This is a genomic window from Tsuneonella litorea, assembly GCF_025154015.1.
Classification (GTDB): domain Bacteria; phylum Pseudomonadota; class Alphaproteobacteria; order Sphingomonadales; family Sphingomonadaceae; genus Tsuneonella; species Tsuneonella litorea.
Map to the genome: position 1 here is coordinate 272,773 of NZ_JAOAMV010000001.1, position 25,212 is coordinate 297,984.

Annotated in this window: 22 protein-coding genes; 17 read left to right on the top strand and 5 right to left on the bottom strand. The window is 68.0% G+C overall.

Going from position 1 to position 25,212, the window contains the following annotated elements; translation table 11 throughout:
* Window positions 1–89 precede the first annotated feature (89 nt).
* Together groES and groL are read left to right on the top strand one after the other, a co-directional pair.
* Window positions 90–377, top strand: coding sequence for a co-chaperone GroES (gene groES / locus N0B51_RS01170; protein ID WP_259960358.1), 288 nt, complete (start codon window positions 90–92; stop codon window positions 375–377).
* Between the two features lie 53 nt (window positions 378–430).
* The gene (gene groL / locus N0B51_RS01175) at window positions 431–2,074 is read left to right on the top strand and encodes a chaperonin GroEL (RefSeq protein ID WP_259960359.1); all 1,644 of its coding nucleotides are present in this window, start codon (window positions 431–433) and stop codon (window positions 2,072–2,074) included.
* Window positions 2,075–2,130: 56 nt separating this feature from the next.
* Here the strand turns inward: groL and N0B51_RS01180 are convergent, their stop codons facing one another.
* Window positions 2,131–2,874, bottom strand: coding sequence for an N-formylglutamate amidohydrolase (locus N0B51_RS01180; protein WP_311201822.1), 744 nt, complete (start codon window positions 2,872–2,874; stop codon window positions 2,131–2,133).
* Window positions 2,875–2,958: 84 nt separating this feature from the next.
* Here N0B51_RS01180 and N0B51_RS01185 point away from each other — a divergent pair, with 84 nt between their 5' ends.
* The 5 genes from N0B51_RS01185 to N0B51_RS01205 all read left to right on the top strand — a co-directional run bounded on the left by N0B51_RS01185 (window position 2,959) and on the right by N0B51_RS01205 (window position 8,330).
* On the top strand, window positions 2,959–3,873 hold the full coding sequence (locus N0B51_RS01185; RefSeq protein WP_259960360.1) for a transglutaminase family protein: 915 nt from the start codon (window positions 2,959–2,961) through the stop codon (window positions 3,871–3,873).
* Window positions 3,873–4,736 (top strand): transglutaminase-like domain-containing protein, encoded by an 864-nt coding sequence (locus N0B51_RS01190; protein WP_259960361.1) that lies wholly within the window; start codon window positions 3,873–3,875, stop codon window positions 4,734–4,736. The genes N0B51_RS01185 and N0B51_RS01190 overlap by 1 nt, the downstream gene beginning before the upstream one ends.
* 71 nt (window positions 4,737–4,807) lie before the next feature.
* The gene (locus tag N0B51_RS01195; RefSeq protein WP_259960362.1) at window positions 4,808–5,209 is read left to right on the top strand and encodes a baeRF12 domain-containing protein; all 402 of its coding nucleotides are present in this window, start codon (window positions 4,808–4,810) and stop codon (window positions 5,207–5,209) included.
* 7 nt (window positions 5,210–5,216) lie between these two features.
* Window positions 5,217–7,181, top strand: coding sequence for a protein-L-isoaspartate(D-aspartate) O-methyltransferase (locus N0B51_RS01200; RefSeq protein WP_259960363.1), 1,965 nt, complete (start codon window positions 5,217–5,219; stop codon window positions 7,179–7,181).
* Between the two features lie 141 nt (window positions 7,182–7,322).
* Window positions 7,323–8,330, top strand: a complete 1,008-nt coding sequence (locus N0B51_RS01205; protein WP_259960364.1) for a serine hydrolase — start codon at window positions 7,323–7,325, stop codon at window positions 8,328–8,330.
* On the opposite strand, the gene N0B51_RS01210 is transcribed toward N0B51_RS01205, so the two are convergent.
* Both N0B51_RS01210 and N0B51_RS01215 read right to left on the bottom strand, forming a co-directional pair.
* On the bottom strand, window positions 8,324–9,004 hold the full coding sequence (locus N0B51_RS01210; protein ID WP_259960365.1) for a DJ-1/PfpI family protein: 681 nt from the start codon (window positions 9,002–9,004) through the stop codon (window positions 8,324–8,326). The two genes, N0B51_RS01205 and N0B51_RS01210, sit on opposite strands and share 7 nt — an antisense overlap.
* Before the next feature lie 104 nt (window positions 9,005–9,108).
* Complete coding sequence (locus N0B51_RS01215) at window positions 9,109–9,360, bottom strand: hypothetical protein (protein WP_259960366.1); 252 nt, start codon at window positions 9,358–9,360, stop codon at window positions 9,109–9,111.
* Window positions 9,361–9,570: 210 nt separating this feature from the next.
* Between N0B51_RS01215 and polA the strand changes: the two genes are divergently transcribed.
* Genes polA through N0B51_RS01230 form a run of 3 tightly spaced genes read left to right on the top strand, consistent with a single transcriptional unit; the run spans window position 9,571 to window position 14,911 of the window.
* Complete coding sequence (gene polA / locus N0B51_RS01220) at window positions 9,571–12,453, top strand: DNA polymerase I (RefSeq protein ID WP_259960367.1); 2,883 nt, start codon at window positions 9,571–9,573, stop codon at window positions 12,451–12,453.
* A gap of 41 nt (window positions 12,454–12,494) precedes the next feature.
* A complete protein-coding gene (locus N0B51_RS01225) occupies window positions 12,495–13,796 on the top strand; it encodes a sensor histidine kinase (protein WP_259960368.1) in 1,302 nt (433 codons plus the stop codon).
* A gap of 50 nt (window positions 13,797–13,846) precedes the next feature.
* Entirely contained in the window at window positions 13,847–14,911 is a 1,065-nt protein-coding gene (locus N0B51_RS01230; protein WP_259960369.1) for a mechanosensitive ion channel family protein, read from the top strand.
* On the opposite strand, the gene N0B51_RS01235 is transcribed toward N0B51_RS01230, so the two are convergent.
* Window positions 14,908–17,250 carry a CDC48 family AAA ATPase gene (locus N0B51_RS01235; protein WP_259960371.1) on the bottom strand — a complete coding sequence of 781 codons (2,343 nt, stop codon included), beginning with the start codon at window positions 17,248–17,250 and terminating at the stop codon, window positions 14,908–14,910. The genes N0B51_RS01230 and N0B51_RS01235 overlap by 4 nt on opposite strands.
* 324 nt (window positions 17,251–17,574) lie before the next feature.
* On the opposite strand from N0B51_RS01235, the gene N0B51_RS01240 reads away from it, so the two are divergent.
* The 7 genes from N0B51_RS01240 (at window position 17,575) to N0B51_RS01270 (ending at window position 23,904) form a co-directional block, all read left to right on the top strand.
* Window positions 17,575–18,282, top strand: a complete 708-nt coding sequence (locus tag N0B51_RS01240; protein WP_259960372.1) for a CoA transferase subunit A — start codon at window positions 17,575–17,577, stop codon at window positions 18,280–18,282.
* A complete protein-coding gene (locus N0B51_RS01245) occupies window positions 18,279–19,187 on the top strand; it encodes an HAD family hydrolase (protein WP_259960373.1) in 909 nt (302 codons plus the stop codon). The genes N0B51_RS01240 and N0B51_RS01245 overlap by 4 nt, the downstream gene beginning before the upstream one ends.
* 13 nt (window positions 19,188–19,200) lie before the next feature.
* Window positions 19,201–19,842, top strand: a complete 642-nt coding sequence (locus N0B51_RS01250) for a CoA transferase subunit B (RefSeq protein WP_259960374.1) — start codon at window positions 19,201–19,203, stop codon at window positions 19,840–19,842.
* Window positions 19,843–19,959: 117 nt separating this feature from the next.
* The gene (locus tag N0B51_RS01255) at window positions 19,960–20,784 is read left to right on the top strand and encodes an MBL fold metallo-hydrolase (RefSeq protein ID WP_259960785.1); all 825 of its coding nucleotides are present in this window, start codon (window positions 19,960–19,962) and stop codon (window positions 20,782–20,784) included.
* A gap of 9 nt (window positions 20,785–20,793) precedes the next feature.
* The gene (locus N0B51_RS01260) at window positions 20,794–21,474 is read left to right on the top strand and encodes a glutathione S-transferase N-terminal domain-containing protein (protein WP_259960375.1); all 681 of its coding nucleotides are present in this window, start codon (window positions 20,794–20,796) and stop codon (window positions 21,472–21,474) included.
* A 24-nt stretch (window positions 21,475–21,498) separates the two neighbouring features.
* The gene (locus N0B51_RS01265) at window positions 21,499–22,629 is read left to right on the top strand and encodes an NAD(P)H-dependent flavin oxidoreductase (protein ID WP_259960376.1); all 1,131 of its coding nucleotides are present in this window, start codon (window positions 21,499–21,501) and stop codon (window positions 22,627–22,629) included.
* A 3-nt stretch (window positions 22,630–22,632) separates the two neighbouring features.
* A complete protein-coding gene (locus N0B51_RS01270; protein WP_259960377.1) occupies window positions 22,633–23,904 on the top strand; it encodes a spinster family MFS transporter in 1,272 nt (423 codons plus the stop codon).
* Here N0B51_RS01270 and metK read toward each other — a convergent pair whose 3' ends face one another.
* A complete protein-coding gene (gene metK, locus N0B51_RS01275) occupies window positions 23,905–25,161 on the bottom strand; it encodes a methionine adenosyltransferase (protein ID WP_259960378.1) in 1,257 nt (418 codons plus the stop codon).
* Between the last annotated feature and the right edge of the window lie 51 nt (window positions 25,162–25,212).

Here is a 25,212-nt window from a genome sequence, read left to right on the forward strand (position 1 = left end):
CTCGCTTGCGCGCGCACTAAATGCGCCGGCGCTGGCACTCTCTTCATGAGAGTGCCAAGAGTTCACTCAATCGAGAGAGGCTAAGCATCATGGCATTTCGTCCGTTGCACGACCGCGTTCTCGTCCGCCGCATCGAGGCTGACAGCAAGACCGCCGGCGGCATCATCATTCCCGACAGCGCGCAGGAAAAGCCGAGCGAGGGCGAGATCGTCGCCGTCGGCGACGGCGCCCGTGACGACGACGGCGACCGCATCGCGCTCGACGTCAAGGTCGGCGACCGCGTGCTGTTCGGCAAGTGGTCGGGCACCGAGGTCAAGATCGACGGTGAAGACCTTCTCATCATGAAGGAAAGCGACATCATGGGGATCATCGGCTGAACGCCGCATCCTGACGCCTTTCCCAATCCAGACGAATTCCAGGAGAAACCAACATGGCTGCCAAGGACGTTAAGTTCGGCCGCGACGCGCGCGAACGCATTCTCGCCGGCGTCGACACCCTCGCCAACGCGGTGAAGGTCACGCTCGGCCCCAAGGGCCGCAACGTCGTCATCGACAAGAGCTTCGGCGCGCCGCGCATCACCAAGGACGGCGTCACCGTCGCCAAGGAGATCGAGCTCAAGGACAAGTTCGAGAACATGGGCGCGCAGATGCTGCGCGAAGTGGCCTCGAAGACCAACGACAACGCGGGTGACGGCACCACCACCGCCACCGTGCTGGCCCAGGCCATCGTGACCGAGGGCATGAAGTCGGTCGCCGCCGGCATGAACCCGATGGACCTCAAGCGCGGCATCGACCTCGCGGTCGAGAAGGTCGTCGAGAACATCAAGGGCCGCTCGAAGGAAGTCTCGGGCAGCCAGGAAATCGCCCAGGTCGGCATCATCTCGGCCAACGGCGACCGCGAAGTCGGCGAAAAGATCGCCGAGGCGATGGAAAAGGTCGGCAAGGAAGGCGTGATCACCGTCGAAGAGGCGAAGGGTCTCGAATTCGAGCTCGACGTCGTCGAGGGCATGCAGTTCGACCGCGGCTACCTCAGCCCGTACTTCATCACCAACCCCGACAAGATGACCGTCGAGCTGGATAACCCCTACATCCTGATCCACGAGAAGAAGCTGTCGTCGCTCCAGGCGATGCTGCCGATCCTCGAGGCGGTGGTGCAGTCGGGCCGTCCGCTGCTGATCATTGCCGAGGACATCGAGGGCGAGGCGCTCGCCACGCTCGTCGTCAACAAGCTGCGCGGCGGCCTCAAGGTCGCGGCGGTCAAGGCGCCCGGCTTCGGCGATCGCCGCAAGGCGATGCTGCAGGACATCGCGATCCTGACCAAGGGCGAGATGATCTCCGAGGACCTCGGCATCAAGCTCGAGAACGTCACCCTCGGGATGCTCGGCGAAGCCAAGCGCGTGTCGATCGACAAGGACAACACCACGATCGTCGATGGCGCCGGCTCGGCCGACGACATCAAGGCGCGCGTGGGCGAGATCCGCACCCAGATCGACGCGACCACCAGCGACTACGACCGCGAGAAGCTGCAGGAGCGTCTCGCCAAGCTCGCCGGCGGCGTGGCCGTGATCAAGGTCGGCGGCGCCTCTGAAGTCGAGGTCAAGGAGCGCAAGGACCGCGTCGACGACGCGCTTCACGCAACCCGCGCCGCGGTCGAGGAAGGTATCGTCCCGGGCGGCGGCACTGCGCTGCTGTACTCGCAGAAGGCCCTTGAGGGCCTCACCGGCGCCAACGAGGACCAGACCCGCGGCATCGACATCGTCCGCAAGTCGCTCACCTCGCTGGTGCGCCAGATCGCCTCGAACGCGGGTCACGACGGCGCGGTCGTCTCGGGCAAGCTGATGGACGGCAACGACGAGACGATGGGCTTCAACGCCCAGACCGACACCTACGAGAACCTGGTCCAGGCCGGCGTGATCGATCCCACCAAGGTCGTCCGCACCGCGCTGCAGAACGCGGCCTCGGTCGCCGGCCTGCTGATCACCACCGAAGCGGCGATCAGCGAGAAGCCGGAAGACAAGCCCGCCGCTGGCGGCGGCATGCCCGACATGGGCGGCATGGGCGGCATGGGCTTCTAGGCCCGCGCCGAACCGAACCAGCGAAGGCCCGGCGGCGCGATCCGCCGGGCCTTTTTCTATGGCTCAAGGGCCGCGCCGAACGCCCCGGCGAGGATCGCGGCGATCCGCGCCGTGCCGGCATCGTCGGCCAGGAGGTCCTGCCGCACCTCGATCTCGGCATAGCGCAGCCCACGCGAGTAGGCATGGCGCGGCACGGTGTAGTCGGTATCGTCCATCCGGTAGGGCTCGTTGTCACCCACCACGAGGTCGCCCCGCCGGTGCAATGCACGGAGCACGCGCAGCGCGAAGTCGTTCCGGCGGCCGTCGTGCAGCACCCCGATCTCCCAGGGTCGCGCCGCGCCCCCCATCACCGGCGTAAAGCTGTGAAGCGCGATCAGGATCGGGTCCGGCCGCGCATCGAGCATCTCCGCGATGGCCGCCTGGTAGGGCTCGAGAATCTCGGTTCGCCGCGCCTCGCGCGCGGGGGCCGACAGCCCGACGTTTCCCGGTATCCGCGTCCCGTCGCTTTCGGGGACGATCGAATCCGCACGTGCCGGATCGCGGTTGCAGTCGATCACCAGCCGCGAATAGACCTGGCTCACGAAAGGCGCCGCGAGCGTCCGGGCAAGCGCATCGCCGAGCGCCCGCGAGCCGAGGTCCACCGCAATGTGCCGCGCGCGGTCGGCCGCGCCTAGTCCAAGGTCTCCAAGCCCCGTGGGAATCGCGCTCCCGGCATGGTCCCCGACCAGGACGAAGGGACTATCGCCCCGGACCGGCGGGATTTTCCGGACCGGATTCGGGTCTCGCGGGTTGAGAAGGATAGGTCTGGCCATCTGGGCCAGCGCCATTCGCACGTTTCTTGCAAGCTGGCCAACCCGGACGCCGAATCCCGATCCCAATCCCTGATGCCGACAGTCTCGATCAACCACGTCACCCGCTACCGCTATCGCCGCGACGTCGCGTTCGGCGAGCACCGGATTCTCGTGCGGCCGCGCGAGAGTTACGACCAGCGGGTGCTGTCGGCCTCGCTCGAGATCGATCCCGAGCCGGTCTCGCTGCGCTGGCTGCAGGACGTGTTCGGCAACGCCGTCGCGATCGCGACGTTCGACCGGCGGGCCGACACCCTCGAGATTCGCGGCTCGGCGGAAGTCGAGCACCTGCCGACTTGCGAGGAGCACATCCAGGTCGAACCCTACGCCGCCTGCTACCCGTTCACCTACTCGGCCGAGGACATGCCCGACCTGCTTCGCTCGATCGAGCGCGACTATTCGGACCGCGACCGCGTGATCGACGACTGGGCGATGGGCTTCGTCGAACCTGGCAATGCCGGCGGCACCCTCGCGCTGCTCAAGCGGATGACCCAGGCGATCAGGCGGGATTTCGATTACCAGCCGCGCGAAACGAAAGGAATCCAGCCGCCGCTGACGACCCTGTCGCTGGGATCGGGCACCTGCCGCGATTTTGCACTGCTGATGATGGAAGCGGTGCGATCGCTCGGCCTCGCCGCGCGGTTCGTGTCGGGCTACCTCTACCAGCCCGACAACGACAACGCCCGCGTCGGCGGGCATTCGACCCACGCCTGGGTGCGCGTGTTCCTGCCGGGATCGGGCTGGGTGGAATACGACCCGACCAACGGGATCGTCGGCAACCGCGGCCTGATCCGGGTCGCCGTGGCGCGCGATCCGCAGCAGGCCACCCCGCTTTCGGGCACCTGGCGCGGCGTCAAGGGCAGCCAGATCGACATGAACGTCGATGTCCGGATCAAGCAACTCGAGGTCGAGACCCGGCATCCCCATTTCCCGCACAAGGAACCCGCCTGATGCTCATCCGCACCGGCTACGACATCGCCTTCGAAACCGCCGTGCCCGTGCCGATGGTGGCGTTGCTCAACGTCAGGCCCGAACGCCAGGGCGACTTGCGCACGCCCGAGATCCTGCGCACCGAACCGGAGGTCCCGGCGCGCCGGTTCATCGATGCCTTCGGCAACGTCGCGACGCGCTTCGTGGTGCCCGAAGGGGGCATACGGCTCAGCGCCGATTTCGTGATCGAGGACAGCGGTCAGCCCGACGCGGTCGATACCGATGCCCGCCAGATCCCGGTCGAGGAATTGCCCGACGAAACGCTGCCGTACCTGATGAGCTCGCGCTATTGCGAGGTCACCAGGCTTGCCGACGAGGCGTGGAAGATCGCCAGGGACCATCCGCCGGGCTGGGCACGCGCGCAGGCGTTGGTGACCGCGGCGCACGAGCGGATCGAGTTCGACTACATGAAGGCGAGCACCGAGAACACCGCGCGCTCGGTGTTCGACAAGCGGTGCGGCGTGTGCCGCGACTTTGCGCACCTTGCCATCGCCCTGTGCCGCGCGGTCAACATCCCTGCGCGCTACTGCACTGGCTACCTCGGCGACATCGGGATCGACCCGATCGACGCGCCGATGGACTTTTCGGCCTGGTTCGAGGCCTATCTCGGCGGGCGCTGGTATACCTTCGATGCCCGCCACAACACGCCGCGGATCGGCCGCATCGTCATGGCGCGCGGCCGCGACGCGACCGACACGGCGATCACCACCGCATTCGGCCATGCCGAACTTACCCGGTTCGAAGTGCACACCGACGAAGTGACCGGCACGGACCTCACGCGCGCGCCAGGCGAAACCGCCTTGCCGCAGAGAGCGCCGGCCTAGCAGGCGAGCGCCGCACTTTTTCCGGCACCGAGGGGGCGGCGACCCGTTGATAGGAAAGAGGAGACCAGGAAATGCGAATACCCGCAAAGGCCCACGTGGCGATCGCCGATGGCGAACGCTTCCTGCTCATGCGCAATGGCGGCACACCCGACGAGGCGAAGCTCGAACTCGTCGAGGAGCCGTCGCTCGACGGGGAGCAGGAAAGCGGCGCGTTCGGGCATCACGATCCCAAGAGCGACGACTATCACACGCAGGAAAAACTCGATCATGCCGCCTCGGCCGCCAGCTGGCTCAACCGCGCGGTACTGCAGCACTGGATCGAGGAACTGGTCGTGGTCGCCGACCCCGATACGCTGGGCGAGATGCGCCGGCACTTCCATGTCGAGACCAGGGACGTGCTGGTCGCGGAAATCGACAAGCAGGTAACCGGAATGCCCGGTCCCGAGATCCTCGAGGTCATCGAGGGGGCCTGACGGCGTCGTGGGTGACGAACACTCACGCCGGTCGCGGATGGTCGAACGCCAGATCACCCGCCGCGGCCTGACCGACCGGCGATTGCTCGACGCCTTCCGTGCGGTGCCGCGCGAGGCGTTCGTCCCGGCCGAGATGCGCGAGTTTGCCTACGAGGACGGACCGCTCCCGATCGGGGAGGGGCAGACCATCAGCCAACCCTACATCGTCGCGGCGATGATCGACGCGGCCGCGATTCGCCCCGCCGACCGGGTCCTCGAGGTCGGCGCGGGGTCGGGCTATGCGGCGGCGGTGCTGTCGCGGATGGCAGGCGAAGTATTCGCGATCGAGCGCCATTCGGTGCTTGCGCGCGAGGCCGCAGAGCGTGTCGCCGCGCTCGGATACGACAACTGCGAAGTGATCGCCGGCGACGGCATGGCGGGGTTGCCCGAACAGGCGCCGTTCGACGCGATCCTTGTCGCCGCACGCGGAGAGGCGGTGCCGGACGCGCTCATGAACCAGCTCAAGATCGGCGGGCGGCTGGTGATGCCGGTCGGGGGCGAGGACGTGCAGCAGCTGCGCTGCATCACCCGCACGGGCCAGGAGCAATGGTCCGGCCACGACATTGCGCCGGTCCGGTTCGTGCCCCTTCTGCCCGGCGCTGTGCCGGAGGACGGCGCGCGTTCGCGGACCGACCACCGGCCGGCCCGGGCCGCATCGCTGTCCGAGCTGATCGCCGCCCACGCAGTCACCCTGCCGGACCCCGCCGACCACGGTTTCGCCGAGGCATTCGACGGTCTTGCCGATCGGCGCGTGGTCATGCTCGGCGAATGCAGCCACGGAACCCGCGAATTCTATGAAGCGCGTGCCGCGATCACCCGGCGCTTCGTCGAAACGCACGGCTTCACCATCGTCGCGGCCGAGGCCGACTGGCCGGACGCGGCGGTCCTCGACCGCGCGATTCGCCACCTGCCGCACCGCGCCGACGCCCCGCGCCCGTTCACCCGCTTTCCGACCTGGATGTGGCGCAACCCGGCGATCGCCCGGCTGATGCACGACCTGCACGCGATCAACCGCGACCGGGCGCCGGATGCCATGGCCGGTTTCTATGGCCTCGACATCTACAACATGGCCGGTTCGATTGCGGCGGTGCTCGCCTATCTCGACGAGACCGATCCCGCGGCGGCGGCGGTCGCGCGCGAACGCTACGGGTGCCTCACCCCGTGGCAATCGGATCCCGCGGTCTATGGCCGCGCGGCCGTGTCCGCCGGCTACGCCGCCTGCGAAGACGCGGTCGTCGACCAGTGCCGCGAACTGCTCGACGCGGCGCTGGTCCGCGATGGCGAAGGGTTCGGCGCCGCGATGAACGCCCGCCTGGTCGCCTCGGCCGAGCGCTATTACCGGGTGATGTATTACGGCGGCTCGGAAAGCTGGAACCTGCGCGACGCGCACATGGCCGAGACCCTTGGCCATCTCCTCGATCACGGCGGACCCGATGCCAAGGCGCTGGTGTGGGCACACAACAGCCACATCGGCGATGCCCGGGCGACCGACATGGGCGCCGTGCGGGGGGAACACAACATCGGCCAGCTCGCACGCGAGCGGTGGGGCGAGGACGTGGCGCTCGTCGGTTTCGGCACCCATACGGGCACCGTTTCGGCGGCGAGCGACTGGGACGGCGAGCGCGAGGTCAAGCGCGTGCTGCCCTCGCGCCCCGACAGCATCGAACATCCGTGTCACGAGACCGGAATACCGCGATTCCTGGTGATTCCGGGGGCCGATCCGGCGCTGCGGGCGCGCCTCGCCGAACCGCGGCTGGAACGGTTCATCGGCGTCATCTATCGCCCGCAAAGCGAGCGATGGAGCCACTACAGCGAGGCGAGCCTGTCCGAACAGTTCGATGCCTACGTCTGGTTCGACGAGACCAGCGCGCTCGAGCCCGCCGGCCATGAACCGCATGACGGTGCGGCGGATACCTTCCCGTTCGGGATCTGACATCGGCCCGCCGCGGGACCGCCGCGAAAAGGGGCTTGCGCTTCGTACCGCGCATGCGCCACTCTTCGTCGTAGCGGTGTTGATCGTTTTTTCTCGATGCCGTTAAGTCCCTGATAAGCATGATGGGATGAGAGTGGGGTCATGGCACTAGGAAGGATAGCGCGGCTGGGGGCCGCAATCGCGCTCGGGCTTGCGAGCGCCACGAGCGCGCAGGCGGCCGACAGCGCCGAATTCAACCAGCTGTTCGATTCGATGCTGGGCACTGACGTGCGGGCGCCGCAGCGGTTCGACGCCCAGCCAGACTGGCCGCTCGAGGCGACGGTGGCCCGGATCGCCGACGGATCCGCCGGGCGCATCGGCGTGTACGCGGTCGACCTGGCGAGCGGGCGCGAGGTTTCGGTGCTCGGCGACCAGCGTTTCCCGATGGCCTCGACGAGCAAGATCGCAATCGCCGCGACCTTCATGGAAGGGGTTGAGCAGGGCCGCTGGAGCCTGACGAGCGAGTTTCCGCTGATGGTGCCGGTGGCGTCCGCCCGCTTCTCGTCGGCCAAGGCGCCCGTCGTGCCCGGACAGCGGTTCCAGGCGATCGACCTTATCGAGATGATGATCACGCGGTCGAGCAACCCGGCGACCGATGCCCTGCTGGCGGTGGTCGGCGGGCCGAGCGCGGTCAACGCCTGGGCGAGCCGCAACGGGATGCCCGACTTCAACCTGACCCGCGACATCGCGACCCTCGTGCGCGACGATGGCGAAATCGACCCCGCCAAGCGGATCGACATCCGCGACAGCGCCACCCCGCAGACGATGGTCCGCCTGCTGGCCGGGCTTTACCAGGGCAAGTTCCTCAGGGAATCGAGCCGCAAGGTGATCCTGGGCGCGATGGAACGCTGCCGCACCGGCGCCCGGCGCATGAAGGGCATGCTGCCCGATGGCACGCAGGTGGCGCACAAGACCGGCACGCTCAGCAACACCGCGAGCGACATCGGCATCATCCACACGCCCGATGGTCGGGCGATCGCGGTGGCGATTTACGTGACGGGGCAAGGTTCCAAACCCGCCCGCGACGCGAAGATCGCGAGCATAGCCCGCGCGCTATACGACGGCTACCAGGCGACGCCCGCCCGCGCCTACGCCAACGCCACCTACTGAGGGTTGCCTGCCCGATCGCGCAGCGCGGATTCCATCCGCGCAGCCGCGTCATCGTAGACCGACGCCCTGAGCGCGTGCGTGCGCCGCATTCCGGCGGTGGCCGGGGTCCCGCTGTCGAACGGCGGGTGCGGATCGTATTCGAGCGATAGCTGTATGCTTTCGGCCACGGCCTGGCCCGCCTCGCGCGCGACGAGCGTCAGGGCGAAATCGATGCCCGCGGTCACCCCGCCCGCGGTGAGGAGATTGCCGTCCTCCACGACGCGTCCGGGCTGATGAGACGCCCCGACCAGCGGAAGCAGGTGGGCATAGGCCCAATGGGTCGTGGCGCGCCTCCCGTCAAGCAGTCCCGCGCGGCCGAGCAGGAAGGCGCCGGTACACACGCTCGTCACCCATCGGGCGCTTTCCGCCGCCGCGCGAATGAAGGCGATCGACGGTTCGTCCGAAAGCGCATCGGCAACCCCGTGGCCGCCGGGAACGCAGAGGATATCCGCGGACGGCGCGCTGTCGAACGTGGCGGTCGGCAGCATCGCGAAGCCCGAATCGGTCGCAACCGGGTCGCGCGTCGCGGCAGCAACGGTCACCCGCGCGCCCGGCAACCGCGACAGGACCTGCGCCGGCCCGGTCAGGTCGAGCTGGGTCACACCGGGGAACAGGACGAAGACGATCGCGGTCATCCTGGGATCCTAGTGCCGCGCATCAGCGCCGAACAGGCCGGACAAACGAAAAGGGCGGCGCCCTGCGGCACCGCCCTCTCGTGTCTTTCGCGAAATGCGAAGGATCAGTCGGCCTGCGCTTCGGCAGTCGTCTCGTCCTGCACTTCGGCTTCCGCAGCAGCGGCGGCGTCGTCGGCAGCAGCGGCGGTGGTGTCCGCGGCGCCTTCGACGGCTTCGCCCATCGCGTCGGCATTGGCTTCGGTGTCGGCCATCGCCGAATCGGCGGTCTCAGCGGCGGCGTCTTCAGTCTTTTCCGAGCAGGCCGAGAGGGTCAGGGCGGCGGCGCCAGCGGCGGCGGCGAGGATGATCTTACGCATAGTCGTTGTTCCTTGAACAGCGTTGTAAAAGCCCGGCGCAACCGCCGTGCCGGCCCCAAATAATGGCCGCTTTGTGGCGCTGCAAGCGAATTGTGGCGATTCGGCCCGATTTTCGCCGCAATTTGCCCCAGAAATGCCGGGATTCCGCCATTTTTCTGGGCGTGGGAAATAAGGCTGACCCCGGCTCCGGCGGCTGCTAGCAGGACCGCGATGGCAGACAAGCAGCATCTCTACCTGGTCGACGGATCGGCCTACATCTTTCGCGCCTACCACCGGCTGCCGCCGCTGACCAACCCCGCCGGAACCCCGGTGGGCGCGGTTTACGGGTACACGACGATGCTGTGGAAGCTGGCCGACGATCTCGACAAGGCGGACGGGCCGACGCATCTCGCGGTCATCCTCGACAAGGGCTCGACGAGCTTCCGCAACGCGCTCTACGATCAGTACAAGGCCAATCGCCCACCCCCGCCCGAGGACCTCGTCCCCCAGTTTCCGCTGATTCGCGACGCGACGCGCGCGTTCAGCTTGCCGTGCATCGAGGAGGACGACCTCGAGGCGGACGACCTCATCGCAAGCTACGCCAAGGCTGCGACCCGCCGGGGCTGGGACGTTACGATCGTCAGTTCCGACAAGGACATGATGCAGCTCATCGGCCAGTGCGCCGAGGACGATCTCGAGCCCGGTGTCGAAACCGGCGGCTGCATCGACATGCTCGACACGATGAAGAACGCCCGCATCGGGCGCGACGAGGTGATCGAGAAGTTCGGGGTGCCGCCCGAACTGGTGGGCGACGTGCTCGCGCTGATGGGCGACAGCGTCGACAACATTCCCGGGATCTTCGGCGTAGGCCCCAAGACGGCCTCGAAGCTGATCCAGGAATACGGAAGCCTCGCCGCCGCGCTCGACGCCGCGCCCCAGATGAAGAAATCGAAGCTGCAGGAACGGCTGATCGAGGGTCGCGCGATGGCCGAATTGAGCCGTGTGCTGGTCGAACTGAAGAGCGATTGCGAATTGCCGATCGCGCTCGACGACATGAAGCTCGATGGCGTCCCCGCCGAACCGCTGTCGGCGTTCCTCGCGGAACACGGCTTTACCAGCCTGCTCAAGCGGCTCGATGCGGGCAAGGGCAGCCCCGACCGCCCGACCCAGCTCAACCCGGCAAAGCCCCAGACCGCCGGTGCTGCCGCCTCGCCCGCGGGCAATCGCCAGCCCCTGCCCGAGCTGCCCGCGGTTGACCGCTCGGCCTACGAATGCGTGACCACCCTCGAACGACTGGAACAGTGGATCGACCGCGCGTTCGCGGCGCGCCTGGTGGCGATCGATACCGAGACCAGCAGCCTCGACGCGATGCGGGCGGAACTCGCCGGCATCAGCCTGGCGCTGGGGCCGAACGACGCCTGCTACATTCCGCTGGGACACGGCGGCAGCGACATGTTCGCCGAGAGGCCCCAGCAGGTCGACCGGCAGGCCGCCTACGACGCGCTGCGGCCGCTGCTGACCAGCGACGCGGTGCTGAAAGTCGGCCAGAACATCAAGTACGACCTCAACATCCTGACGCGCTGCGCCGGCATCGACGTCGCCCCGATCGACGACACGATGATCGTCAGCTTCGCGCTCGACGCGGGCCGCAGCCTCGACGGAATCGGTGCCGGGGGGATCGGCGGCGGGCACGGGATGGACGAGCTGTCGCAGCGCCACCTCGGCCATGCCACGCTGGCCTTCAAGGACATCTGCGGCACCGGCAAGAAGGCGATCCCCTTCGGCGAAGTCCCGCTCGACCGCGCGACCGAATACGCCGCCGAGGATGCCGACGTGACCTGGCGGCTCTACAAGACGCTGAAACCGCGCCTCGCCGAAGAAGGCGGAACCCGGGTCTACGAGCGTGTCGACCGGCCGCTGATCCCCGTCGTCGCGGCGATGGAGCGACACGGCATCAAGGTCGACCGCGCCGCGCTGGCGAAGCTGAGCAAGGAATTTGCTCGCGAGACGGCGCGGATCGAACGCGAGGTGTGGGATTGCTGCGGGGTCGAGTTCACCATCGGCAGTCCCAAGCAGCTCGGCGACGTCCTGTTCGACCGCATGGGCTACAAGGGCGGACGCAAGGGCAAGAGCGGGCAGTATTCGACCGACCAGGCGATACTCGAGGGTCTTGCCGCGCAGGGAGCCGAGGTCGCGACGAAAGTGCTCGAATGGCGCCAGCTGACCAAGCTCAAGAGCACCTACACCGACGCGCTGCAGGCCGCGATCAATCCCGAAACGGGGCGCGTGCACACCAGCTACAGCCTTGTCGGCGCGCAGACCGGGCGATTGTCGTCGACCGATCCGAACCTGCAGAACATTCCGATCCGCACAGAGATCGGCCGCCAGATCCGCGAGGCCTTCGTGGCCGAGCCCGGCAACGTGCTGCTCGCCGCCGACTATTCGCAGATCGAGCTTCGCCTCGCCGCGCACATGGCCGACGTGCCGCAACTGAAGGAAGCCTTTGCCGCGGGCGAAGACATCCACGCGCGCACGGCTCAAGAAATGTTCGGCACGGTCGACCGTGAGACGCGCGCGCGCGCCAAGACGGTTAACTTCGCGATCCTCTACGGCATCAGCCGCTGGGGCCTGGCCGGCCGCCTCGGCATCGAGGCGGACGAGGCGCAGGCGATCATCGACACCTACTTCCAGCGGTTCCCGGGCATCCAGGCCTATATTCACACCACGCTCGAGCGGGTGCGCGAGCGCGGCTATTCGGAAACCCTGTTCGGCCGCAAGACCTGGTTTCCGCGGATCCGGTCGGGCAACCAGGCCGAGCGCCAGGGCAGCGAGCGCGCCGCGATCAACGCACCGATCCAGGGCACCAGCGCCGACATCATCAAACGCGCGATGGCGCGGATGATGCCCGCGCTGGAGGACGCCGGGCTCGGTCACGTCCGGATGCTGCTGCAGGTCCACGACGAACTGGTCTTCGAATTGCCGGAGGGCGATGTCGGCAGGGCGTCGCCGGTGATCGAACGCGTGATGGCCGAGGCCGCACTGCCGGCCGTGGCGCTCGACGTCCCGCTCGGGATCGAGATCGGGCACGGAACCAATTGGGGCGCTGCGCACTAGTTCTTGTGGCCGCAACGATCCGTCCCTAACCGGGCAATCGAATGGACGAGAGGACGACCGAGGCGGGCCCCCCAGCCGCGCCATTCACCCTGCCCCGGTTGGGAAGGCGGTGGAGCACGTTCGCCACGTTTGGCGTCGTCGCGGCAGCCCTGCTGCTGGCAATGTTCCTCATCTTCAACACGATCGATGCCGAACGTGCGCAGCGCGCGCAGGTTGCGCGCACCAACGCAGTGCTTACCGAGCTGGGCAACATCGGCCGGTCGGCGGTCAATGCCGAGACAGGCCAGCGCGGTTACCTGATCACGCTCGATCGCCGGTACCTGGCCGCGTACCACCTCGGGCGCGAACAGTACGCGCCGACGATGAGCCGGCTGCGCAAGCTGCTCGGCGACACGACGACGCCGCGACAGAGCGATCTTCTCGACGAAATCGAAAACCTGGGCGATGCCAAGTTCGCCGAGATCGACCAGTCGCTCCGCCTGATCGAGAACGGCGACCTGATCGGCGCGCGGCGCCTCGTCCTCACCGACGAAGGCCAGGAAGCGATGGAACGCCTGCGCATCGCCGTGCGCGAGCTCGAAGACATCGAGCGCGGCATCCTCCTCGACGCGTCCGAGAACGCGGCGCGCGCCGAAGGCCGCGTGATGCCGTTGCTGGTCGGGCTGCTGGCGCTGATCCTCGTCGCGCTCTGGCTCGGCCTCAAGCTGTCGGTCCGCACCGCCAGGGCCGAGGCGGAAGCGGCGCAGGCGACCGCGCTGGCGGAAGCGCGGGACCGCGCGGACCTGCTCGCGCGCGAGCTCAACCACCGCGTCAAGAACCTGTTTGCGGTGATCCTCGCGATCGTGCGGATGAGCGCCAAGGACGCGCCGGAGGCAAAGCCGGTGGTCGATCGGATCGCCGAGCGAATTCACGCGCTGCTGACCGCGCACGAGGTGACGCAAGGGACGCTCGAGACGCCGGTGGCGTCGCTCAAGTCCCTGATCGAGACGACCGTGCGTCCCTACCTCGCCTCGACGCGCAAGGTCGAGCTCGACGGCCCCCGCGTCGACCTTCCCGCCAAGCAGGTGACCCCGCTTGGCCTCGTCCTGCACGAGCTGACCACCAACGCGGTCAAGTACGGGTGCTGGAAGTCGGGCGGTGTGCTGCGCGTGCGGTGGCTGCACGAAGGCGACCTGATCGTGATCCGCTGGGTCGAGGATTGCCCCGGCGACGGCGTCCAGCCCGAGCGACAGGGTTTCGGCAGCCTGTTGATGACCGGCGCCGCCAAGCAGCTGCGGGGATCGATCGACCGCGTGTTCTCGAGCGATGGGGTCGAGGTCACCATCAAGCTGCCGGCCCCGTGACTTCCGCCCGGGTTGCCAGCACGCCGCGCGGTCCATAGGGCGCAAAGCCGATGTTCCGTGAACTCGACCCTGCCCGCTATACGATCGACTGGACGGCGCTCGCGCACGCAGCAACTTACGGCATCGGTGCCGTACTGCTTGCGCTGGTGCTCCACCGCCTGGTGTTCGCCGTCTCGCGCCGCCTCGCCGCGCGGACCGAAACCGACACCGACGAGATGATCCTCGCAGTGCTGCGTACGCCGTCGCGCTGGGCAGCAGTCGCGATCGCTCTGGCGCTGGCCGCCCAGGTGGATGAGACGGTCGCCCGCGGCTGGACCGTGATCGCGCCATTCGTCGTCCCCGCGCTCGTCGGCTGGATCGCCTATTCGCTGGTCAAGGCCTTCGCCGCCGCACTTGACCACAAGGCCGAGATTTCGACCGATCTTGCCGCCGCGCGCAGCCGGCGGACGCGGATCGCGATCCTGTCGCGCACGGCGACTTTCGCCATCGTATTCGTGACGGTCGGGCTGATGCTGTTCCAGCTGCCCGGCGTGAAGCAGGTGGGCGCGACGCTGCTGGCCTCAGCCGGCCTCGCCGCACTCGCGGTCGGCGCCGCCGCCCAGCCGGCGCTCAAGTCGCTGATCGCGGGGCTGCAGATGGCGCTGACCGAGCCGCTGCGGCTCGGTGACCTCGTCTCGATCGACGGCCACACCGGCCGGGTCGAGGAGATCCGGATGAGTTTCGTCGTCGTTCGGATGTGGGACGAGCGCGCTGCGATCGTGCCGACCAGCCGGTTCCTCGACAACAGCTTCGAGAACTGGTCGCGCGTCAACGAGATGCTGACCGGCCCGGTCTACCTGCAGCTCGCGCCCGAAGCCGAGGTCGAACCGATCCGCGCGGAATTCCTGCGCTTCGTGGCCACCCAGCCCGAATGGGACCAGCGCACCGCGACGCTGGTGATGACCGAGGCCCGCGCAGGCTCGGTCGAGCTGCGCCTCGCGATGAGTTCGGCCACCATCGGCGGCCTGTTCGACCTGCGCTGCGCGGTGCGCGAGCACATGCTCGACTGGCTGCGGCGCGAGCAGCCGGACGCGCTGCTCCACGCCGCGGTCGCCGCCGAGGGGGCGCCCGCCTAGTCGTCGCTGCGGTCGACCACCGCGGGGGCGTGCTTGTGCTCCCGCGTCGGCTCGAGCATTCCTTCGCTGATGAAGCCGATGCTGGTCCCGGTTTCCGCGGCCCGCTTCTTGAGCTCGCCGCGCATCTTCTTGTATTCCTCTTCCATCTTGGGCGTGACCGTGGCGCGCGAATCCGCCAGCGCCTCGGTAAAGTCCTTCGCCGAGACTTCGGATACCTCGCTGCCCACGCGGCGCAACGCGTTCAGGCCGGCGCGGCGGACGACGTCCTCGAGATCGGCCCCGGTGAACCGCTCGGTGTCGGCGGCGACCTTGCCCAGATCGACATCCTGCCCCAGCGGCATGTTGCGCGTGTGGATGCCCAGGATCATCTCGCGGCCAGCCTTGTCGGGAGTGCCCACGTAGACCAGTTCGTCGAAGCGGCCCGGCCTGAGCAGCGCCGGGTCGACCAGCGTCGGGCGGTTGGTCGCCCCGATCACGACGACCGACTGCAGCTCCTCGAGCCCGTCCATTTCGGCGAGAATCGTGTTGACCACCCGGCCGGTCACCTGCGGCTCGCCCTGGGCCGACCCGCGCGCCGGCACCAGGCTGTCGATCTCGTCGATGAACAGCACGCAGGGCGCGACCGACCGTGCTCGCTGGAACAACCGCGCGATCTGTTGCTCGCTCTCGCCGTACCACTTCGACAAAAGGTCCGAGCTCTTCATCGAGATGAAGTTCGCCTCCGCCTCCTTCGCGACGGCCTTTGCGAGCAGGGTCTTGCCGGTGCCCGGCGGTCCGTAGAGCAGGAAACCCTTGGCCGGCCGAATGCCCAGGCGGCGAAAGGCGTCGGGGTTCTTGAGCGGCAGCTCGACCCCTTCCTTGAGCTTGTCGATCGCCTCGGTGATCCCGCCGATGTCCGACCAGCCCACGTCGGGCACCTGCACCATGACCTCGCGCATCGCGCTGGGCTGGACACGCTTGAGCGCCTCGAGGAAGTCCTCGCGGCCGACGTACAGTTCCTCGAGCACCTCGGGTGGGACCTCGCGCGCATCGAGGTCGAGCTTGGGCATGATCCGACGCACCGCCTCGATCGCCGCCTCGCGGGCCAGCGCGGCGATGTCGGCGCCGACGAAACCGTGCGTGGTCTTCGCCAGTTCGCCGAGGTCGACCTTGTCGCCCAGCGGCATCCCGCGGGTGTGAATGCTCAGGATCTCGCGGCGCCCCTTCTCGTCGGGCACGCCGATGACGATCTCGCGGTCGAACCGGCCCGGGCGCCGCAAGGCCTCGTCGATCGCGTCCGGCCGGTTGGTCGCCGCGATGACGACGATGTTCGAACGCGCTTCCAGCCCGTCCATCAGCGTCAGCAGCTGCGCGACGAGGCGCTTTTCGGCTTCGCCGGGGGTCTGGCTGCGCTTGGGCGCGATCGAATCGATCTCGTCGATGAAGATGATCGCGGGCGAATTCTTCGCCGCCTCCTCGAACACCTCGCGCAGGCGCTTCTCGCTCTCGCCATAGCCCGAACCCATGATTTCCGGGCCGTTAATTGTGATGAAGTGCGCGTCGCTCTCGTTGGCGACCGCCTGCGCAAGACGGGTCTTGCCGGTCCCCGGCGGGCCATGGAGCAGCACGCCTTTAGGCGGATCGACGCCGAGGCGGGTGAACAGTTCGGGATAGCGCAGCGGCAGTTCGACCATCTCGCGCAGCTGCTGGATCGTGTCGCCGATCCCGCCGACGTCGTCGTAATTGACCACCGCGCGCCCGTCGCGCGGCTCCTCGAACTCGCTGCGCAGCTCGACCTCGGTGTTCTCGTCGATGTGGACGATGCCCTTGGGCGCTGTCGAGACGACCGAGAGGCGGATCTGGGTCAGGGCGTAGGCCGGCTGGTTGAACATCCGGCGCACTTCGGGCGGCATGTTGTTGACCGGCTGCTGCCCGGTCGTGGCGACGATGTCGCCCGCGACCAGCGGCTTGCGGAAGAAATTGCGCTGCAAGGCCTGGGTCGGCCCCTGCAGCCGCATTTCGCGCTGCGCGGGCGCGAACACCACGCGGGTCGCGGGACGCGATTCGGCTGCCTTGATCACGACGTGCTCGCCGCTGCCGACCTCGGCGTTGCCGCGCTGGAGCCCGTCGAGCCGGATGACCTCGAGCGCCTGGTCCTCGTCGTAGGCCGGGGCGGCAATCGCCGCCGTGGTGCGCTTGCCGGTGATCTCGACGACGTCACCCTCGGTGATGCCGAGCGCCTGGAACGCGCTGCGGGGCATCCGCGCGATGCCCTGCCCGCTCTCCTCCTGCCGTGCCGCCGCGACCTGCAACCGGATGGTTCGTTCGTCCGTCGCCGTCCCGGCGTCCGCATCGGCCATGTCTGGGCCCCTTCCTCGTCAAAAACGCATCGTCGGCCCTTCAGCTAGGAAGCGGGCCGCACTTTGCCAATGAACGGGCAGCGATTCGGTGCCGCGACGGGTGCCTGGACGGGGAACAAAAAAAGGCCCGGAGGGACGAACCCGCCGGGCCTTGGAAGTCTTGGGAGAGGATGCCTGAAAGGCAGGACGGGATATGTTGCACTGCGGCGCATTGTGCAAGTGCGAAAAGAACATGGCCCGTTGCGTTTTCCTCAACACGTCATGCCCTTGAGAGGCCGCCGCAGCCCCGTGACAGGCCCGGATTCGCGGGCTAAGCCCCCCGCGATGAACAAGCTCTATCCGGACGCCGCCGCCGCGCTCGACGGCATTCTCAGGAACGACATGCTGATTGCCAGCGGGGGCTTCGGCCTGTGCGGCATTCCCGAGCGGCTGCTCGACGCGATCCGCGACAGCGGGGTTAGCGGCCTCACCTTTGCCAGCAACAACGCAGGAATCGACAACGAGGGCATCGGCAAGCTCCTGCGCACCAAGCAGGTCAGGAAGATGATCTCGTCCTACGTCGGCGAGAACAAGGAGTTCGAACGGCAGTACCTGGCCGGCGAGCTCGAGGTCGAGTTCTGCCCGCAGGGCACGCTCGCCGAACGGATGCGCGCGGGCGGTGCCGGCATCCCGGGGTTCTACACCAAGACCGGCGTGGGCACGAAGGTCGCCGAGGGCAAGGAGACCAAGGTCTTCGACGGCGAGGAGTACATTCTCGAGCGCGGCATCTTCGCCGACCTCGCGATCGTCAAGGCGTGGAAGGCCGACGAGACCGGCAACCTCGTGTTCCGCAAGACGGCGCGCAACTTCAATCTGCCGGCGGCGACCTGCGGCAAGGTCTGCGTCGTCGAGGTCGAGGAGGTCGTGCCCGTCGGCAGCCTCGACCCGGACTGCATCCACCTGCCGGGCGTCTACGTCCAGCGGATGATCGTCGGCGCGCCGTACGACAAGAAGATCGAGTTCCGCACCGTCCGCGAGCGCGAGGCGGCGTGACACCCCGGGCCCGCACGGGCCGAAGCCGGGCGGCGTGCGCGCTGCTGGTCGCGCTGGGCGCCGCGCCGATGCTGTCGGGCTGCATCGCCGCCGCGGCGCTCCCGGTGCTGGCGGCGGGCGGCGTAGCCAAGTCGCGCGCCGAGGGTTCGGTGCGCGGCCCTGCAGTCGATCGACCGGTCGCACCCGCGAGCCAGGTGGCAGCGGCGCGGGTCGCGATTCCGGGCGAACCGGACCCGGCGCCCCCCGCCGGCCCTGCCGCAGTCGATACGCCAGCCTATCGCCTGACGACGCTCACGCAGCTTCCGCCCCCTTCGGGCGTGAGACCCGCGACCGGCGGGACGGTGGATGGACGGGGCTGGGACGCCTTTGCCGCCTATGCCCGGCGCCAGGCGAGCATTCCGGTCATCGGGTCCGAACGCCGCTCGGCGATGCTGGCCGACCCGTCGGCGATGAAGCCCGAGACGCGCATATGCTCGGTCCAGCCGGCGAGCGTCCTGATCGACCTCGACCCTGGCGAAACGGCTGTCGACCTGAACGCGGCAATCCCCGCCGATCCGGCCCTCGCCGGTCGCCTCGCTGCATTGCGCGAGGCCGAAGTGATCATCGGGTGGGTCTCCAGCCGCACCGCCGACCAGGCCGGCATGGTCCGCCGCGCGCTCAAGGCCTCGGGACTTGATCCGCAGGGGCGCGACGAACTCGTCCTCCTGCGGTTTCCCGAGGAGCGCAAGCAGACCCGGCGGGACGATTTCGCCAAGAGCCACTGCGTCGTGGCCATCGCTGGCGACCAGAAGACGGATTTCGACGAGCTGTTCGCCTATCTGCGCAATCCCGCGCTGGCATTGCCGCTCGAACGACTGATCGGAGCCGGGTGGTTCATCGCACCCCCGCCGCTCGCAACCAATTGAGGATGGAACACTGATGCCCTGGACCCGCGACGACATGGCCGCCCGTGCCGCCCGAGAACTGAAGGACGGCTACTACGTCAATCTCGGCATCGGCATTCCGACGCTGGTGGCGAACCATATCCCGGACGGGATGCACGTCACGCTGCAGAGCGAGAACGGGATGCTGGGAATCGGCCCCTTCCCCTACGACGACGAGGTTGACCCCGACCTCATCAATGCGGGCAAGCAGACGATCAGCGAACTGCCGCACAGCGCATACTTCGACAGCGCGGCCAGTTTCGCGATGATCCGCGGCGGACACATCGACCTGACCGTGCTCGGCGCGATGGAGGTGTCCGAGGGCGGCGACATCGCCAACTGGATGATCCCGGGCAAGATGATCAAGGGCATGGGCGGGGCGATGGACCTCGTCGCGGGGGTCAAGAAGATCATCGTGGTGATGGAACACACCGCCAAGGACGGCAGCCCCAAGTTCATCCCCGAGTGCACCCTGCCGCTGACCGGCAGGAACGTGATCGACATGATCGTGACCGACCTGTGCGTCTTCCAGCGGCCCGATCACGACAGCCCCTTCCGGCTGGTCGAATTGGCCCCCGGCGTGACGGCCGAAGAGGTGGCTGAAAAGACGACGGCCGCGTACGAGGTTGCGCTCTAGGAGGATCGGAACATCGCGGGGAACTGGGCCAGGCGCAGTGTCATAGCCGGCATCGCGGCGGCCCCGATCGCCGCACGTGCCGGCGAGGCGGGCTTCGCCGGCTCGAAAATCGTCCTGCTGGGAACCGGCGGCGGTCCGACCCCCAAGGCCAATCGCGCCGCAAGCGCCAATGCTGTCGTCGTCGGCGGCCGTGCCTACCTGGTCGATGCAGGCAACGGGGTGGCGCGGCAAATGGCGCTCGCCGGGATTCCGTTCGACAGCCTTGCCGCGGTGATGATCACGCACCACCACAGCGACCACAACATCGACGCGGGCGCGCTGCTCCTGCTGGCGTGGGCGGCGACGCTTTCCCACCCGATCGAGTTCCACGGGCCGCCTCCGCTCGCAGCGATGCTTCGCGATACGCTTCGCGCGAACCGGGCCGATATCGCCGTGCGGCGAAAGGACGAAGGCCGCGTCGACCCGGCCACGCTGCTGCGCGTCCATGAACATCGCCAGCCCGGCCTTGTCTATGCCGACGACCGGGTCCGGGTCACGGCTGCACTGGTCGAACATCCTCCCATGGTGCCGAGCTTCGCATACCGCTTCGATTGCCCCGACCGATCGGTGGTGTTCTCGGGCGATACGCGGCCGAGTGATGCCCTCGTCGAACTGGCCCGGGGTGCCGACATCCTCGTCCACGAGGTCATGCACCTGCCCGCGATCGAACCCGTCATCGCGAGCGAGCCGAACGCTGCCCGGTTGCGCGAGCACCTGCTTGCCAGCCACACGTCCTCGACCGAAGTCGGCAAGCTCGCATCGCGCGCGAGGGTAAGGACGCTGGTGCTGAGCCACTTCGTTCCCGGCGGGCTCCCGGGGGTTCCCGACGCGGAATGGCTGGCCGCGGTCCGCCCGGACTTCGCAGGTGAAATCGTGTTGGGCCGCGACCTGATGGTGCTGTAGGCTTCCCAGGTGGCGTACACCCTGATTACCGCCAACCGGAACTATTCGAGCTGGTCGCTGCGGCCCTGGCTGCTGATGCGCGCGCTCGGCATCGCGTTCGAGGACCGGATCGAGCCCTTCACGCAGCCGACCAACTACGACACGTTTCGCGCGTTCTCGCCGACGGGCCAGGTCCCCGTCCTCCTCGACGGGGACCGGACGGTATGGGATTCGCTCGGCATCGTGCTCTATCTCGCCGAACGCCATGAAGGAGTCTGGCCCGCCGACGACGCGGCGCGCGCCTTCGCCCAATGTGCCGTTGCCGAAATGCATGGAGGATTTTTTTCCTTGCGCGCGGAGTGCACGATGAACGTCGGCGTGCGGGTGGAACCGCCCCAGCCGGGACCGGCACTTGCGCGCGACCTCGCGCGCGTCCGCGAACTGTTCGAATTGGCGCTTGAGCGGTTCGGCGGCCCCTGGCTCGGGGGCGAGGCGTTCACCGTGCTCGATGCGTTCTATGCGCCGGTGGCCTTTCGGGTACGGACCTACGGGCTCGACGTGGGCCAGGGCCAGGCGTGGGTGACGCGCGTGATCGACCATCCGGCGATGCGCGCGTGGGAAGCGGCCGCGCTGGCGGAGGAATGGCGGGAAGCCGGGCACGAGGAAGAGCTTGCGGCGGCGGGGAGAATCGTCGCAGACTACCGCTCCTGAACGGCGCGCACGAGAGGAGCCGCATTGGACAACCCCGTCTGCCGCCTGACCGGCGCCGAATTTCCCCTATTCGCCTTCAGCCATTGCCGCGACGTGGTCGCCGCGGTGAGCAAGGCCGGCGGGTTCGGGGTTCTGGGCGCCACCCGCTTCAGCCCCGACCAGCTCGAGGAGGAACTCGCCTGGATCGACGCGCACGTCGAAGGTGCCCCGTACGGGGTCGACGTGATCGTCCCCGAGACGATCGACCCGCGCGTTGCGGCAATGGCCGACAACGCCGCGCGCGCTGCAGCGATCGATCCCCGGTATGCCGAGTTCGCGGCAGACCTGCTTGCGCAGTACGGCATCGACGCCAATCGCACCGTCGCGCCCTTGCGCGAGCGAATGGGGATCACGCCGGAAAACGGGATGGCGCTGATGGAGGTGGCGTTTCGGCACCCGATCCGCCTGATCGCCAACGCGCTCGGCATAGCCCCGCCGGAGATGATCGCCGAAGGGAAGCGCCGCGGAGTCGCCGTCGCGGCCCTTGTCGGGGCGAAGGAACACGCGCTCCGGCAGGCCGAGGCGGGCGTGGACATCATCGTTGCCCAGGGCGGCGAGGCCGGCGGTCACTGCGGCGAGGTATCGACGCTGGTGCTCATCCCCGAAGTCGTGCGCGCACTCGGCAAGGCGGGCTACGATACCCCTGTGCTGGCAGCCGGCGGCATCATGACCGGCGGGCAGATGGCGGCAATGATGGCCGCCGGGGCGCAGGGCGCGTGGACCGGCAGCGTCTGGCTTGCGACCCCGGAAAGCGAGGCGAGCGAGGCATTCCGCCAGAAGATGGTCGCCGCGCGCAGCCGCGACACCGTCCGTTCGCGCAGCCGCACCGGCAAGCCCGCGCGGCAGCTCAGGACCGCGTGGCACGAGGCCTGGGACGGCGAGACTGGCCCCGGCACGCTGCCCATGCCGCTCATGGGCATGATTTCCGAACCCGCCTTCGCGCGGATCGAGCGCGCTGCCGAAGCCGGTAACGCGCAGGCGCGCGACCTGGTGAGCTATTTCGTCGGCCAGGGCGTCGGCCTCGTCGAAGATGTTCGACCCGCCCGGGCGGTGGTCCAGGCCTTCCGCGAGGAATTCGTCGAGGCCGCCATGCGGCTCGCGGGATCGCTCGGCTGAACGATGAGGCGGTGGCGTCGGTCTGCTCCGCGATTCGCGCTCTTTCTCATCACCCTCGTCGGGCTGATCGGCTTCGTCGACCGCATCGTCGTCAATGCGCTGGTCGAGCCGCTGAAGGCCGAATTCGGCCTGTCGGACCAGCAGATCGGGTTGCTCGGCTTCGCCTACTCGGCTCTCAACATCGTGCTCGGCGTGGTCGTCGCGCGCTTTGCCGAGAGCCGCCGGCGGCTGACCTTCACCACGGTGGGAACCCTCCTGTGGTCGATCGCGGCGACCGGCTGCGGCTTCGTCCAGAGCTGGTACCAGCTTCTCGCCGCACGCATCGCAGTCGGCATCGGCGAGGCGGTCGGCCTGCCCGCGAACCAGTCGCTCGTCGCCGACTACTTCCCGCCGAACCGCCGCGCGACGGCGATGTCGGTGCTGTTGCTGGCAGCCCCGCTGGGCGCTTTCGTGGGTCTCGCAGGGGGCGGCTACGTTGCGCAGATCTGGGGCTGGCGGTGGGCCTTCATTGTTACCGGCCTCCCCGGGATCGTCATCGCCGGGGTGATCTGGCTGTTTCTGAAGGAGCCGGCGCGCGGCGGGCACGATGCGGCAGCCGATGATGCGGTGCCCCCGATCGGAGCCGTCGTGCGGCGCTTCCTCGAATTGCCGAGCGCGCGTCACCTGGTCATCGGATCGGCGATCGGGGCGATGATCGGTTTCGGGCTCATCGCGTTCCTCTCGGCACTGATGACCCGGCGTTTCGGACTGTCGGTGGGCGATGCGGGGCTGACCACGGCGCTGATATCGAGCATTCCGGCCGCGATCTCGACGATTGCCGGCGGCGTGATCGCCGACCGGCTCGCCCCGCGCTTCCCGTCCTCCTATGCCCTCGTCCCGGCGATAAGCCTGCTGCTTGCCGCGCCGCTCTACCTGATCGCCTTCACCCGCGGCGACCTTGCGCCGTTCGTCGTCTTCACGATGCTGGCGGCGGTACTTCAGTTCAGCTTTCTCGGCGTGACAGTCGGCACGCTGCAGAACATGATGCACCCGCGGATGCGCGCGACCGCCAACGCGCTCACCAACATCTTCGGCGGGCTGATCGGCGGGATGGGACCGGTCATCGTCGGCACGCTGAGCGACCGGCTCGCCGGCGCCGGCCTCCCTTCGCACCTCGCGCTCGGCCACGCGATGGCCGGGGCGGCGCTGATGTCGCTATGGGCAGCCGCACACTACTTCATCGCCGCGCGCACGGTCGCGGCGGATCTCGCGATGGTGCGCGAGGGCAGGCTCTAGCTAGGCGAGCGCGGCCTTCAGCGCATCGACCAGATCGGTCTTTTCCCACGGGAAATCATCACCCGAAGGCTGGCGCCCGAAATGGCCATAGGCGGCGGTCTTGCGGTAGATCGGCTTGTTAAGTCCGAGCCCTTCGCGAATGCCGCGCGGGGTCAGCCCGCCGAGCCGGTCGGCCGCGACCCTGGTGATCGCCTCCTCGAGCTTCTCGTCCGCGACGGTGCCCGTGCCGTGCGTATCGACATAGAGCGACAGCGGCTGCGACACGCCGATCGCATAGGCGACCTGGATCGTGCAGCGGCTGGCGAGACCCGCGGCGACCACGTTCTTGGCGAGGTAGCGCGTGACATAGGCGCCCGACCGGTCGACCTTCGTCGGGTCCTTTCCGCTGAATGCGCCGCCCCCGTGGGGTGCCGCGCCGCCGTAGGTGTCGACGATGATCTTGCGGCCGGTCAGGCCGGCGTCGCCGTCTGGCCCGCCGATCTCGAACGAGCCGGTCGGGTTGATATGGTAGATGGTCTCGTTGGTCAGCAGCTCGCGCGGTAGCACGTCGGCGATCACGCCGCGCACATAGTTGTCGAGTTCGGCGTAGAGCTTGGGATCCGCGTGTTCGCCCTTGATGCAATAGCCGCGCTTGTGCTGGGTCGAAACGACGATCGCGGTCGCCGCGACCGGCTTGCCGCCGGCAAACCGCAGCGTGACCTGGCTCTTGGCGTCAGGCTCGAGGAAGTCGGCCAGCCCGCTCTTGCGATCGCGCGCCATGCGCTGGAGGATCTTGTGGCTGTAGTCGAGCGTCGCCGGCATCAGGTCGGGCGTCTCGTCGCAGGCAAAGCCGAACATGATGCCTTGGTCGCCCGCGCCCTCGTCCTTGCTCTCGCCCGCGTCGACGCCCTGCGCGATGTGGGCCGACTGACCGTGCAGGTTGTTTTCGAACTCGAGCGTGTCCCAGTGAAACCCTTTCTGCTCGTAACCGATCTCACGAACGACCTGTCGCGCGGCTTGCTCGATCTCTTCCTTGGCTCCGGGCGCCCAGTAACCGTTGTCTTTCCACTCGGGCCGATCCTCGTCGTACATCGGCTTGCAGCGAATCTCGCCCGCGAGAACGACCTTCTGCGTCGTCGTCATCGTTTCACAGGCAACCCGCGACTGCGCGTCCTTCGACAGCATGAGATCGACGATGGCGTCGGAAATCTGATCCGAAACCTTGTCGGGGTGACCCTCGGAAACCGATTCGGACGTGAACAGGAAGTCGGAACGCATGGTGTGTCAGGACCCCATATAAGGAAAGCTTTATGTCTGGATGCGAACGCG